The organism is Paeniglutamicibacter sp. ORCA_105 (genome assembly GCF_045798545.1).
GTDB lineage: Bacteria > Actinomycetota > Actinomycetes > Actinomycetales > Micrococcaceae > Paeniglutamicibacter > Paeniglutamicibacter sulfureus.
In genome coordinates, this window is the sequence record NZ_JBIXLM010000024.1 from 28,682 (window position 1) to 42,194 (window position 13,513).

At 66.8% G+C, this 13,513-nt stretch carries 12 protein-coding genes; 9 read left to right on the plus strand and 3 right to left on the minus strand.

Annotation, left to right across the window (positions count from 1 at the left end):
* Window positions 1-30: 30 nt before the first annotated feature.
* Window positions 31-1,164, plus strand: a complete 1,134-nt coding sequence (gene dnaJ / locus ACIPUB_RS12750) for a molecular chaperone DnaJ (RefSeq protein ID WP_407607718.1) — start codon at window positions 31-33, stop codon at window positions 1,162-1,164.
* The gene (locus ACIPUB_RS12755) at window positions 1,161-1,964 is read left to right on the plus strand and encodes a 16S rRNA (uracil(1498)-N(3))-methyltransferase (protein ID WP_407607719.1); all 804 of its coding nucleotides are present in this window, start codon (window positions 1,161-1,163) and stop codon (window positions 1,962-1,964) included. The genes dnaJ and ACIPUB_RS12755 overlap by 4 nt, the downstream gene beginning before the upstream one ends.
* Before the next feature lie 103 nt (window positions 1,965-2,067).
* On the opposite strand, the gene ACIPUB_RS12760 is transcribed toward ACIPUB_RS12755, so the two are convergent.
* Window positions 2,068-2,949 carry a GerMN domain-containing protein gene (locus ACIPUB_RS12760; protein WP_407607720.1) on the minus strand — a complete coding sequence of 294 codons (882 nt, stop codon included), beginning with the start codon at window positions 2,947-2,949 and terminating at the stop codon, window positions 2,068-2,070.
* A gap of 428 nt (window positions 2,950-3,377) precedes the next feature.
* Here ACIPUB_RS12760 and ACIPUB_RS12765 point away from each other — a divergent pair, with 428 nt between their 5' ends.
* The 4 genes from ACIPUB_RS12765 to era are packed head-to-tail and all read left to right on the plus strand — an operon-like array spanning window position 3,378 to window position 7,241.
* On the plus strand, window positions 3,378-4,493 hold the full coding sequence (locus ACIPUB_RS12765; protein ID WP_407607721.1) for a PhoH family protein: 1,116 nt from the start codon (window positions 3,378-3,380) through the stop codon (window positions 4,491-4,493).
* The gene (gene ybeY, locus ACIPUB_RS12770) at window positions 4,490-4,963 is read left to right on the plus strand and encodes an rRNA maturation RNase YbeY (protein WP_407607722.1); all 474 of its coding nucleotides are present in this window, start codon (window positions 4,490-4,492) and stop codon (window positions 4,961-4,963) included. The genes ACIPUB_RS12765 and ybeY overlap by 4 nt, the downstream gene beginning before the upstream one ends.
* A complete protein-coding gene (locus ACIPUB_RS12775) occupies window positions 4,963-6,273 on the plus strand; it encodes a hemolysin family protein (RefSeq protein WP_407607723.1) in 1,311 nt (436 codons plus the stop codon). The genes ybeY and ACIPUB_RS12775 overlap by 1 nt, the downstream gene beginning before the upstream one ends.
* Complete coding sequence (era, locus tag ACIPUB_RS12780; protein WP_407607724.1) at window positions 6,270-7,241, plus strand: GTPase Era; 972 nt, start codon at window positions 6,270-6,272, stop codon at window positions 7,239-7,241. The genes ACIPUB_RS12775 and era overlap by 4 nt, the downstream gene beginning before the upstream one ends.
* A gap of 83 nt (window positions 7,242-7,324) precedes the next feature.
* Here the strand turns inward: era and ACIPUB_RS12785 are convergent, their stop codons facing one another.
* Entirely contained in the window at window positions 7,325-8,515 is a 1,191-nt protein-coding gene (locus tag ACIPUB_RS12785; protein WP_407607725.1) for an FAD-dependent oxidoreductase, read from the minus strand.
* 157 nt (window positions 8,516-8,672) lie between these two features.
* Window positions 8,673-9,278 (minus strand): dihydrofolate reductase family protein, encoded by a 606-nt coding sequence (locus ACIPUB_RS12790; protein ID WP_407607726.1) that lies wholly within the window; start codon window positions 9,276-9,278, stop codon window positions 8,673-8,675.
* An 824-nt stretch (window positions 9,279-10,102) separates the two neighbouring features.
* Between ACIPUB_RS12790 and leuA the strand changes: the two genes are divergently transcribed.
* From leuA to ACIPUB_RS12805, 3 genes are all read left to right on the plus strand, one after another.
* Window positions 10,103-11,842: a 2-isopropylmalate synthase gene (leuA, locus tag ACIPUB_RS12795; protein WP_407607727.1), complete on the plus strand. Its 1,740-nt coding sequence runs from the start codon at window positions 10,103-10,105 to the stop codon at window positions 11,840-11,842.
* Window positions 11,843-11,924: 82 nt separating this feature from the next.
* On the plus strand, window positions 11,925-12,677 hold the full coding sequence (recO, locus tag ACIPUB_RS12800; RefSeq protein ID WP_407607728.1) for a DNA repair protein RecO: 753 nt from the start codon (window positions 11,925-11,927) through the stop codon (window positions 12,675-12,677).
* Window positions 12,674-13,504 (plus strand): isoprenyl transferase, encoded by an 831-nt coding sequence (locus tag ACIPUB_RS12805; protein ID WP_407607729.1) that lies wholly within the window; start codon window positions 12,674-12,676, stop codon window positions 13,502-13,504. Before recO ends, ACIPUB_RS12805 begins: the two co-directional genes overlap by 4 nt.
* Window positions 13,505-13,513: the final 9 nt, after the last annotated feature.

The following is a 13,513-nucleotide window of genomic DNA, read 5'->3' on the forward strand; positions in this document are numbered from 1 at the left end:
CTTGAAGTACGAAAGGACACAGCGAGCACTGTGAGCACCCATTACGAAGTCCTGGGCGTCAGCAAGGACGCCACCGGCGAGGAAATCAAGAAGGCCTACCGCAAGTTGGCCCGAAAGCTCCACCCGGACGTGAACCCCGGCGAGGACGCGAGCGAGAAGTTCAAGCTGGTCACCCGCGCCTACGAGGTGCTCTCCGATGCGGACAAGCGCGCCAACTACGATGCCACTGGCAACGAGAACGGCAACGGCCAGACCGGCTTCGGCGGCGGCGGAGGATTCGGCGGGGGTGGCTTCGGTGACATCTTCGAGCAGTTCTTCGGCGGCGGCGGGGCCCAGGGTCCTGCTTCGCGCACCCAGCGCGGCCGCGACGCGTTGATCACCGCCACCATCGACCTGGCCGACGCGGTGGCCGGGACCGTCTACCCGCTGGAGATGGAAACGGCAGTCACCTGCCCGACCTGCGAGGGCAGCTGCTGCCGTCCGGGCACCTCCCCGGTCACCTGCACCATCTGCCACGGTGCCGGACAGGTCCAGCGTCCGGTGCGCTCGTTCCTGGGCCAGATGATGACGGTTGAGACCTGTGCCGCCTGCCGCGGCTTCGGCACCACCATCCCCGACCCCTGCATCGACTGCAACGGCCAGGGCCGCATCCGCGAACGCATTTCCAAGCAGCTCAAGGTTCCCGCCGGCGTTGCCAGCGGCACCCGCATCCACCTGGCCAGCCAGGGCGAGGCCGGCCCGGGCGGCGGACCGAACGGCGATCTTTACGTCGAGATCGAGGTCCGCCGGCACAAGATCTTCGAACGCGACGGCGTTGACCTGCACGCGCGCATGAACGTGCCGATGACGGCCGCCGCCCTCGGCGCGGACCTGGACCTGGAGACCTTCGACGGCTCCCAGGTCATCGAGGTCGAATCCGGCGCGCAGTCAGGGGACACCGTTCGGCTTCCGGGCTTGGGCGTTCCGCGCCTGCGCGGCGGCAAGCGCGGGGACATCATCGTCCACCTGCAGGTGGAGACCCCCACCAAGATCGACTCCGAACAGCGTGAGCTGCTTCAGCAGCTGGCCAAGCTCCGCGGCGAGGAATTCGCCGAGGGCCGCATGGAAAACAGTGGCGGAATGTTCTCGCGGCTGCGCGGGAAGCTGGGCAACCTGGGCGCATGAGCAACCAGTGCTTCTTCCTGTCGCCCGGTGATCTCAAGGATGCGCGGGTAGACGCCGAGCTTCAGCTGGACGGCCCCGAGGGCCACCATGCGGTGACGGTCAAGCGCGTCCGCGTGGGCGAAATGATCGACCTGGTCGACGGCTCGGGAGTGCGGGCGGTCGCCGAGGTCACCGCGACGCAGAAGGCGGCACTTGTCGCAACGGTGCGCGCCCTCGAAGCCGAGGCGCTGCAGCCGGTGGCCGTCACCCTGGTGCAGGCGCTGGCCAAGGGGGACAGGGATTTGCAGGCGGTGGAGTCCGCAGTCGAACTGGGCATCGACGCGGTGCGTCCCTGGCAGTCGGACCGGGCCATCGTGCGCTGGAACGACGCGAAGGCTGCCAAGGCCCTCGCCAAATGGGAGGGCACGGTGCTCGCCGCGCTCAAGCAGTCCCGCCGCACCTTCCTGCCCGAGGTGCGCCCGATGCTCAACAGTGCAGAGCTTGCCCGGGACATCGCCGAACGGGTCTCCGGCCCGGTTCCTGCCCTGGTGGTCGTCCTGCACGAACGCGGCACCGAGTCCCTCGCGGCCGTGGTTGCCGGGTGGCTGGAAGCCGCCCCCATGCCGGTGCCGGACGAATCCGGGACGCGTCAGGAGATCCAGCTGGTGGTGGGACCCGAGGGCGGGATCTCCGATGCCGAGCTCGACCGCTTCACCGCGGCCGGTGCCATGGTGGCCCTGCTGGGAAGCCATGTGCTGCGCGCCTCCACGGCCGGGCCGGCCGCACTGGTGCTCACCCGGCACCTGCTGGGGCAGCTCTAGGACACAAAAGATCCCACCGTTCCCCGCTGGAGTTTTTCCGGCGGGGAACGGTGGGATCTTTTTGTGCTGGTGGGGCGCCCGTCAAGCACTAGGCGTGCAAGGCCTAGTGCTTGACGGTGAAGTCCTTGGACTCGGTGCCGGAGCGGCCGCCGGTCTGCGCGTCGACGCCCCAGGCCGTGAACGTGTATTCGCCGGGGGCCAGCACATAGCTGAAGGAAAATTCGTTGTGTCCCAGCGCATCGCCGCCGGTGTGCAGTGCACCGGAGGCCACGACGGTGTCCTCGTCGCCGGATTCGGCGCGGCGGGTGATTTCCCAGAACTCCCCGCCGGAGAACATCGCGCTCACGCCATGGAAGGTGACCTGGCCGGCCTTCTGTGTGGTACCGAATTGTGGGTCGATGATCCACAGCGGCGCGGCCAGCGCGGTGTCGCGCCCGAAGTCGTGGTCCAGGGTGATGTGGTCAAAGGCCTCGTAGCCGGTTTCGCCGTCGACGAGGATCCGCACGGTGGGTTCCAGTCCCTCGGTGAGGATTCCGGCGTTCGACGCGGCCGCGGTGGCCGTGAACACCAATTGGGCAATGGAACGTTCGGCCAGTCCCTCATCGACGTCCGAGCCGAAGGCCTTGGCCGAGAGGTCCAAGGTGATGACGTTGTCGGGGCCGATTGAGGCGCCGACGGACGAGCTGGGGCGCCAGGCGCTGAAATAGCGGGGGTCCGCCGGCTCTTGCGAGAGCATGTAGCGCACCGAGTCGGCGATGGGATCGGCCGCCTCCTTGACGCGAACGAACTCCCGGTACAGGGAAACGGTTCCGTCGTTTTCAGCCAACCAATACACCGGGATGTGTGCGGTGGTGTTCAGTGATTCCATCTCCACGCTCGGCAACGGCGCAGGCGACTGCACGCTGGTTGCCGCTTTCGGCATGGAATACCGCTCGCCCGGTACACCCAGCCCGCACGCGGCCAGGGCGCCAAGCGCCACAGTCATCCCCAGTACCGCAAGGCGGGAACGGGGGGACCGGCGGGAACGGGACATCGGAATACTGGGCTCTCTGCAGGAATCTGGGGCGAATGGCTGGACCGGCATGGCGGGGGGGATTGCCGTGGGTCCTTCCCCAGCTTGGCATAGGTTGACGACCGGTAGGGCGGGAAATCCGCGATTCGCGTGGACTGTTGCCTGATTGATATGTATCGATGCAAGTTGTGCCCGAATCGTTGCCCCCCCAATTTGCAAACCATTCGGTATTTGGTTTCTTGGCCGCACCCCCCCTGCCGCCACACGGGTAGTCTTGGCCGGCACTTCCAAGTCCCGACGCTTCCATCCACGATAGGATTGGATAAGTGCAGGGAACCCTGGCCGCGGAACGACCGCAGGCGCCATTCGCCGGCACGGAATGCGGAGGCTTCAACAGTCATATGGACCAACAATTGAACCAAGTGGGCCAGCCCCGGGGAACCGACGCCCTGGTCCAGTTCGACAGTTCGGACCAAATGGTCGCCACACTCGGTGCGCACGATGAGCTGCTGCGCGTGATCACGGGAGCCTATCCGCAGGCGGATTTGCACGTCCGCGGCAACGAGCTGAAGGTCAGCGGCGATGCGGTCCAGGCCCACAAGGCCCTGCGCGTGATTTCCGAGGCCCGCACGCTGGCCGGAAACGGCACACGCATTTCCGCCCAGACCATTGAGCAATTGGTGCGCATGCTGGAAAGCACCGGCGCCGACGACGCCCAATCGGTGCTGGGCCTGAAGATCCTCTCGGGCCGCGGCAAGGCCATCCGGCCCAAGACCGTGAACCAGAAGAGCTACGTCGATGCGATTGACGAGAACACCGTCATCTTCGGCATCGGCCCCGCCGGCACCGGCAAGACCTACCTGGCCATGGCCAAGGCGGTCGCCGCGCTGCAGGCCAAGGAAGTCAGCCGCATCATCCTGACCCGCCCGGCCGTCGAGGCGGGGGAGAAGCTCGGCTTCCTGCCCGGAACGCTCACCGACAAGATCGACCCCTACCTGCGCCCGCTCTACGATGCGCTGCACGACATGATCGAGCCCGACTCGATGCCCAGGCTCCTGGCCGCCGGCACCATCGAGGTCGCGCCCCTGGCCTACATGCGCGGGCGCACGCTCAACGACGCCTTCATCATCCTGGACGAGGCGCAGAACACCACGCCCGAGCAGATGAAGATGTTTCTCACGCGGCTCGGCTTCGGGTCCAAGATCGTCGTGACCGGGGATATCACCCAGGTCGACCTTCCCGGCGGCACCAAGTCGGGGCTGCGCGTGGTCACCGAGATCCTCGAGGGCGTAGACGACATCGCCTTCTGCGAACTTGACGCCAGCGACGTGGTCCGCCACCGGCTGGTGGGTGCCATCGTCGGCGCCTACGAGCGCTGGACGGTGCGCCAGGACCCCAATTTCAACCGGTCCCAGGCGCGTGCCCGCCGTCGCGCCGGCACCTCGAAGAACCCCGAACACGCGGCCGAAAAGAAACAGCAGGGCCCCGCGCCCGAAAACCAGGAGCAATCCCCATGAGCGTAGAGGTCAACAACGAATCCGCGGTTGCGGCGGACCTGGAGCGCGTCAGTGCGCTGGGACGCCATATCCTGGCGGAACTCTATGTGCACCCGGAAACGGATGTCTCCATCATCCTGCTCGACGAAGAGCCGATGAGCGCGCTGCATGTGGAGTGGATGGACCTCGAAGGCCCCACCGACGTGATGAGCTTCCCCATGGACGAGCTGCGCCCCGGCGTCCCCGGCTCGCCCACGGAGGCAGGCATGCTCGGTGACATCGTGATTTGCCCGCAGGTCGCCACCACCCAGGCCCAGGCCCAGGGGCACTCCGTGGAGGACGAGATCCTGCTGCTGACCACCCACGGCATGCTGCACCTTCTGGGCTTCGACCACGCCGAGCAGGAGGAAAAGGAGATCATGTTCTCCCTCCAGCGCCAACTGCTCGAGGACTTCCTGGGCCGCCCGGCTCCCCGGGAGACGATGGACTAGTGACCGCGGTCATTCTCGCGCTCAGTGCGCTGGTCTTCATCCTCAGCGCCGCGCTGCTCACGGCCGCCGAATCGGCCTATCTCTACCTTTCACGGCAGCAGGCCGAAGCCCTGCGCAACGACTACGCCTCGCCGCACCTGGCGAACATCCTCGCCGATTCCCAAAGCCACACGCACGCGGTGCGCTTCTGGCGGATCTGGTTCGAGACCGCCTCCGCGGTGGCAGTCGCCATCCTCTACCTGGACCGCCTTGGCAATATCTGGCTGGCCGGGCTGTTGGCCACCGTCACCATGGCGGCGGTCAGCTTCGTGCTGGTCGGGGTGTCCCCGCGACGTCTGGGACGCAGCCACGCCGACACCGTCGTGCGCTACACCGCGCCGCTGATCCGCTTCCTGCGCGTGGTGCTCGGGCCCATCCCGACCTGGCTGGTGGGCATCGGCCAGGCCATGAGCCCGCGCTCGGTCGCCGAGGAGGATGGCTTCCTGTCCAAGGAACGCCTGCGCGATCTTGTCGACAGGGCCACGGAAGGTGACGCGCTGGAGGACGAGACGGCGGAAATCATCAACTCCGTCTTCGACCTGGACGACACCTACGTCCGTTCGGTCATGGTGCCGCGCACCGAGATGAAGACCATCGACAAGGGTGAAGGCCTGAAGGCCGCGATGGACCTGTTCCTGGCCTCGGGTTGCTCGCGCGTCCCGGTCATCGGGGAGGACACCGATGACATCCTTGGCATCGTCTACCTCAAGGACGTGGCCTACAAGCTGCACCTGAGCCCGGAGAGCACGGACAGGGTCGAGGACCTGGCGCGCAGGGCACGCTACGTGCCGGAGTCCAAGTCCGTGGCCGAACTGCTGCCCGAGCTGCAGCAGGAATCCACCCACATGGCCATCGTCATCGACGAATACGGCGGAACGGCCGGCCTGGTCACCCTCGAGGACCTCATCGAGGAAATCGTTGGCGAGATCGACGACGAGTACGACCGGCAAAAGGTCGACATCGAGGAGGTAGGCGATGGCAGCTTCGTGGTGCGCGCCCACACCTCCATCGACGAACTCGGGGAGCTTTTCGACATCGACATCGACGAGGACGAAGTCGACTCGGTGGGCGGGCTGCTGGGCAAGGTGCTCGAATCGGTGCCGGTGCTCGGATCCCACGCCACCTTCGAAGGCATCGAAATGAAGGTCCTCTCGCTGAGCGGCCGACGCAACCGGATCGGCAAGATCCTGGTGCGCAAGGAAACATCACCACCCAAGACCGGCGAACAATCCGCCGCCAAAGATGCAGGGCATCACAAGGAGCAATCATGAGCCGGAACATCAAGAAGCCACAGATGCTGCCCACCGGAGGCTGGCCCGAGGACTTCCGCGCCGGATTCACTTCCTTCGTGGGCCGCCCCAATGCGGGCAAGTCGACGCTGACCAACGCGCTGGTGGGGCAGAAGGTGGCCATCACCTCCTCGAAGCCGCAGACCACCCGCCACACCATCCGCGGCATCGTGCACCGCGAGGATTCGCAGCTGATCCTGGTCGACACCCCGGGCCTGCACCGCCCGCGTACGCTGCTGGGCCAGCGCCTGAACGACCTGGTTGCCGACACCCTCTCCGAGGTCGACGCGATCGGCTTCTGCCTGCCGGCCAACGAGAAGATCGGCCCCGGCGACAGGTTCATCGCCACCCAGTTGGCACAGCTGCAGAAAAAGCCCATCGTCGCGATCGTGACCAAGGCCGACACCGTTGACCGCGCCGCGCTGATGGCCCAGCTGATGGCAGTCACCCAGCTGGGCGTCGACACCTTGGGCGAGAGCGGCTGGGCAGCGGTGGTCCCGGTGTCCGCCACCGAGGACTTCCAGGTCTCCGAGGTGGCCGACGTGTTGGTGGCGCAGATGCCGCTGTCCCCGCCGTTGTACCCGGACGGGGAGCTGACGGACGAGCCGGAAGCGAAGATGGTTTCCGAGCTGATCCGCGAGGCCGCCCTGGAGGGCGTGCGCGACGAGCTGCCGCACTCCCTGGCCGTGGTCGTGGAGGAAATGGTTCCACGCGAGGGACGCCCGGAGGACAGCCCGTTGCTGGATGTGCGGGTGAACCTGTACGTCGAGCGCTCCAGCCAGAAGGCCATCGTCATCGGCAAGGGCGGGGCACGGCTGCGCGACGTGGGAACGCGTTCGCGCAAGGCCATCGAGGCGCTGCTTGGCACCCGGGTCTACCTTGACCTGCACGTGAAGATCGCCAAGGAATGGCAGCGCGACCCCAAGCAGCTGGGCAAGCTCGGCTTCTAGCCCTGCAGTCCACCTGCATATTCGGCCCCGTGCGCAGCCCCCTCGGGGTCTGCCCACGGGGCCGTTGCGTTGGCCGGCGCCGCCTACCTGGCGATCCGGCCCACGATCATCCGCGCCACCAGCCTGTCAACCCCCGGCAGGTGGGTGGCCCGGATGATCCACCGGCGCAGTAGCCGGCCGGTCCTGCTGGCGGGAACGAACGACGAGGCGGCCCGCCTCCCGGAGGCCTGCGCCACGTCCACAAAGGGTTTCCACCGTCGCTCGAATTCCGCCAGGGCGGGGCCGATCCCCGCCGCCGAGTCCACGGGGCCCAGCACATCACCCAGCATGGCGGCCCCGGCAATGGCCAGCGAGCCGCCTTGGCCCGCAAGCAACGACACCGCACCGCACGCGTCCCCAACCAGCACGGTTCGTCCGTGGTGCCAACCAGGCATGACGACCTGCGCGACGACATCGTCGTACGGATGCTCGGGACACAATTCCAGCAGCCGGTCCACCGCGCCGCCGAGACCGGCGAACTCGCGGCGCAGCCGCTCCCGGGTGTCCCCGGAGCCAGGGAAGCCCTGGACGTCCCGATAGACCATAAACGCGGCAACCTCGTCCGAGCGAAGCCCGTAGAATCCGGCCGTCCTGTCGATGCTGTCGGTGAGCGTGAAGCGGTCGCGGAAACGTGCATTGAGGTTCGGTTCGGTCACGATGAAAGCCGCGGCGCGCATGCCCAGGGGACGCAGGTACCGATCCTCGGGCCCAAACACCGCAGCACGCACAGCCGAATGGATGCCGTCGGCGCCTATCAACACATCCGCGCAGAGCGAGCCGTGCCCACGCTCGTCGCCTGCGCCGCCAATGTGGACCCGCACGCCGTCGCCATCGTTGGAGACGCGCGAAACGGGAGCCGAGTACCGGATTCCCGCCCGGCCGTCGGGTACGTCGTTGAGCGCGGCAAGTGCGGCCCGCTCCATGTCCGGGCGCAGCAGGCTCAGGACCTTCCCGCCGGCAAGCCTGGAGAACCGCTGGTAGTCGAGGCTGGCGGTGGGGCGCCCGGCCACATCGACGTACTGTGCCGCTTCGATGCGGTAGGCAACCTGCGCGAGCCGGGGGTAGAGGCCGATCTTCTCCGACGCCTCCACTCCGGGGCCGAAGAAATCCATCATGTATCCATCGGCGCGCGGGGCATCCGATTTCTCCAGCACTGCGACTTCCCAGCCGGCCAAACCGAGTTGGCGGGCCGTGACCAGACCCGCAATACCCGCACCGACAACCACGGCCTTCATCTCTTGCCCCCCCATCGACTTGCTCGGCCGGGCCGAAGTAACCCGGGCGGGCAGGAATGCCGCCAATTCCTGCACCTTGGTTCGTTGTTTTCCCCGCCCCGTGGTTGTTCGCGCGAGGGAGCCGGCGTGGTTTGCCCCCAGCCGCTGTCCCAGTGGCTCAGCCGGCGTTTGAGGGTCGGTAGATGTTGACCAGGACTCCGGCCGAAAGCGCGCGTGTCTCGACCAAGTCAAACGTGGAAAGCGGGAACCCGTCGGAAAACAGCTTCTTGCCGGAGCCCAGCACCAGGGGGTAGACAACGAGCCGGTACTCATCGACCAGGTCGTGCTCTGCCAGCGTCTTGATCAGCACGCCGCTGCCCCACACACGGATTTCTCCGCCGGGCTCGGCCCGCAGCTTCTTCACCGCAGCCGGGACGTCCGGGCCCAGTAGTTGGGAGTTCTTCCAGCCGACCTCGCTGAGCGTGCGCGAGGCAACGTACTTGGGGATGCGGTTGTACCTCTTGGTCAGCTCGCCCTGAAAGCCCTCGGCGTTTTCGTCCCACACGCCCCATGCGCCTGCGAAGATTTCGTACGTCTTGCGGCCCAGCAGCAGCGCCTCGGTCCGGCTCTCCCACTCCTCGAGGATCTCCCCGAGCCCCACGGGGCTGTCCCGGAATTGCCAGCCTCCGTGCTCGAAGCCCTCTTCCGGGTCCTCTTCGGGGCCGCCGGGTGCCTGGACTAGGCCGTCGAGGGTAATGAATGCCTCTACCACGATCGAACTCATATCGATTTCTCCTTGTCTCCAACGGATGGATGGCCGCTCTTTGGTGGCTCCAAAACCCAATCCGTTTGCAGGCGAGGTTCACGCCCTCGCCCTGGGGCGCCAGCTCTTCCGGATCGCCGGTGCCATGGTGTGCGGCGAGCCGGTGTCCGGAGGCCAATCCGGCGCTGGCCAGCGGTACGAGCGGCGGCGAAATCAACGCAGGGGACTCTGAAGGGGCATCGGGCAGGGTCGGCATTCCGGGCCCGCCACTACGCACTGGCGTCATATCCATTCCGCTACCTCCTGTGGTCTGCAGGGGAGTAGGCAGGAACGACATTAGTGCAGGGGCGAGGCGAAAGACAGGGGGGGTCAGGGCCTGGACGCACCGAACCGAAAACACGCCCTGCGCGCCGTGCCGCGTCAGGAATGTCGACCGCACTGCCGAGGGATGCCGTCACGGGAGGCAATCGCAGCTCGTGGGCACGCAGGAACCCCCCGCCTGGCTGGACAGCGCGGCACCGGCGGGCGCACCGGGAACACACTGGCCAAGCCGTTCTTCCTCCGGCGGTTCGCCGTCCACCGGGCCATTGGTCGCGATGGCCAACAGGGCAGCGAAGCGGCAGTGCCAGGCCACACGGTGTCCGGCATTTGACACATTTATCCGTCAACTCACATTCGGTGTTCGTGCGGTGATATGTTGGATTAATGCATTTCGGACTACTTCTACTAAGCCGCCGCGGCGAGAACCAAACAGGACTCTAACGCGTCCTTCGGCCGACCCCTCGCTGCGGAGTCACCCACTGTCCCGGCTCACTTTCTCACCATCAAAGAAAAGGCCCCTTGAAATGCTGAACCTGCAAAAGCCCTCCGGAATGCCCGTCCACAAGTATGTGCCGTTCCAGGACCAGATCCACGTCTCCCTGCCTGACCGCACCTGGCCGGACAAGTACATCACCACCGCCCCGCGCTGGTGCGCCGTGGACCTGCGCGACGGCAACCAGGCCCTGATCGACCCGATGAGCCCCGAACGCAAGCACAAGATGTTTGACCTCCTGGTGAAGATGGGCTTCAAGGAAATCGAGGTGGGGTTCCCCTCGGCCTCGCAGACCGACTTCGACTTCGTCCGCCAGCTCATCGAGCGCGGCATCCCGGACGACGTGACCATCCAGGTCCTCACCCAGTCCCGCGAACACCTGATCGAGCGCACCTACGAGGCGCTCGAGGGCGCCAAGCAGGCCATCGTGCACCTGTACAACTCCACCTCGGTGCTCCAGCGCCGCGTGGTGTTCAACCAGGACCAGGACGGCATCGTCGACATCGCCCTGACCGGCGCGCGCCTGTGCAAGAAGTACGAGGAACAGCTCACCGGCACCAAGATCACCTACGAATACTCCCCGGAATCCTTCACCGGCACCGAGCTGGAGTTCGCCAAGCGCATCTCCGACGCCGTGGCCGAGGTCCTTGAGGCCAGCCCCGAAAACAAGATGATCCTGAACCTGCCGGCGACCGTGGAAATGGCCACCCCCAACGTGTACGCCGACTCGATCGAGTGGATGCACCGCAACCTGGCCAACCGCGACTCCATCGTGCTGTCCCTGCACCCGCACAACGACCGCGGCACCGGCGTCGCGGCCGCGGAGCTCGGCTACCTGGCCGGCGCGGACCGCATCGAGGGCTGCCTCTTCGGCAACGGCGAACGCACCGGCAACGTCGACCTCGTCACCTTGGGCATGAACATGTTTGGCCAGGGCATCGACCCGATGATCGACTTCTCCGACATGGACGAGATCCGCCGCACCGTCGAATACTGCAACCAGCTGCCCGTTGCCGAGCGTTCCCCCTACGGTGGCGACCTGGTCTTCACCGCCTTCTCCGGCTCCCACCAGGACGCCATCAAGAAGGGCTTCGAGTCCATGGAGGCCGACGCGAAGGCGGCCGGCAAGACCATCGACGAGATCACCTGGGGCGTGCCGTACCTGCCGATCGACCCGAAGGACATCGGACGCTCCTACGAAGCAGTGATCCGCGTGAACTCGCAGTCCGGCAAGGGCGGGGTCGCCTACCTGCTCAAGAGCGAGCACTCGCTGGATCTGCCGCGCCGCGCGCAGATCGAGTTCTCCGGGGTCATCCAGCGCAAGACCGACGGCGAGGGCGGGGAAATCTCTGCAGCCGAGATCTGGTCGGTCTTCCAGGACGAGTACCTGCCGATCACCGAAGGGTCCGACGCGCAGGAGTGGGGCCGCTTCAAGCTGGGATCAGCCAACGCCGACACCGCCGAGGACGGCAGCTTCGCGCTGACCGCCACGCTGCTCATCGACGGGGTCCCGCACCGCCGCTCGGCCGCCGGCAACGGCCCGATCAACGCACTGGTCAACATCCTGGGCAACGAAGGCGTGGACGTGCGCGTGCTGGACTTCACCGAGCACGCCCTGTCCGAGGGCGGCAACGCCGCCGCCGCCGCCTACGTCGAGGCCGCCGTGGGCGAGCGCGTGCTCTGGGGCGTCGGCATGGACACCAACACCACCATGTCCTCGCTGAAGGCAGTCATCTCCGCGGTCAACCGCGCGGTGCGCGACCAGGCCTAGGCACACCAAGCGGCGGCGGGTGCACCTTCGGAAACCCCGGAGGATGCACCCGCCGCCGCATTTCTCTGGGATCATGGATTACGTGTCACGTTCAACGTTTGCAGCAAAGAGCTACCGCACCCGCGGCATCGTCTTGCGCACCCACAAGCTCGGCGAGGCCGACCGAATCATCACCCTGCTGAGCCCCGAGCTCGGGGTGGTGCGCGCGGTGGCCAAGGGTGTGCGGCGCACCAGTTCCAAACTGGGGGCCACGCTCGAGCCGTTCATGGAGGTCGACGCCCAGATCGTTGCCGGACGCTCGCTGCACACCATCATCCAGGCCCAGCTGCGCCACCCCTACGGCCAGGCGCTGGTGGCCGACTACTCCGCCTACACCGCCGGGGCCGCAATGCTGGAGACGGCGGAACGACTCACCGACGCCGATGCCGAATCCATTGCCCCGCAATACCGCCTGCTGCACGGCGCCCTGGCTACCCTGGCCCGCGGCGGGCACGAATCCGGTACCGTGTTGGACTCCTACTTGCTGCGCGCGCTGGCCACCGCCGGCTGGGCGCCCAGCTTCACCCACTGCGTCCGCTGTGGAGCGGTGGGCCCCCACCAGGCCATCAACATCCCGCTGGGCGGGGTGGTCTGCCATGACTGCCGGCCCGCAGGATCGATGTCCCCGTCACCGGCGACGGTATCCCTGCTTGCAGCCCTGCTCGAGGGCAACTGGGCAGTGATCGACGCGGCGGACGGGGCCACCCGCGCCCAGGGCGCGGCAGTGGTGGCCAATTACCTGCAATGGCACCTTGAACGAGCAGTAAAATCCCTCAAACTCGTGGAGCGACAATGAGCAAAGCCCCCAAGATCACCGGCAAGCCCGGGCCCCGCGTCCCGGCGCCGCGGCCGCAGGACGCGCCCATGCCCTACATCCAGCCCGAGCTCATCCCGCAGCATGTGGCCATCGTGATGGATGGCAACGGCCGCTGGGCCAACGCGCGCGGGCTGCCGCGCACCGAGGGCCACCGCGCCGGTGAGGCCGCGCTGCTGGACGTCATCGCCGGGGCTGTGCAAATGGGCATTAAGTACGTCTCGGTGTATGCCTTCTCCACGGAGAACTGGAAGCGCAGCCCCGAGGAGGTTCGCTTCCTGATGGGCTTCTCCCGCGACGTTCTGCGCCGCCAGCGCGACACCCTCAACGAATGGGGCGTGCGCATCCGCTGGGCCGGACGCGAGCCGCGGCTCTGGCGAACCGTGGTCAACGAGCTCAAGGCCGCCGAGAAACTCACCGCCGCCAACCAGACCTGCCAGATGACCATGTGCGTGAACTACGGCGGGCGGGCGGAGATCGCCGATGCCGTGAAGGCGATCGCCGAACAGGTCGCCGCCGGGACCCTGAAGCCCTCGCAAATCTCGGAGAAGACGGTGGCCAGGCACCTGGACGAGCCCGAGATGCCGGATGTGGACCTGTTCCTGCGCACCAGCGGCGAGCAGCGCACGTCCAACTTCCTGCTCTGGCAATCCGCTTATGCGGAAATGGTGTTCATCGACGAGCTCTGGCCCGACGTCGACCGCACGACCCTGTGGGATGCGGTGCGCGAATACGCCAGCCGCGACCGCCGGTACGGGGGAGCGGTGGACAAGCCGGCCATCGCCGGGGACGCGGCCGCCAACGCCTGACCGAACGCG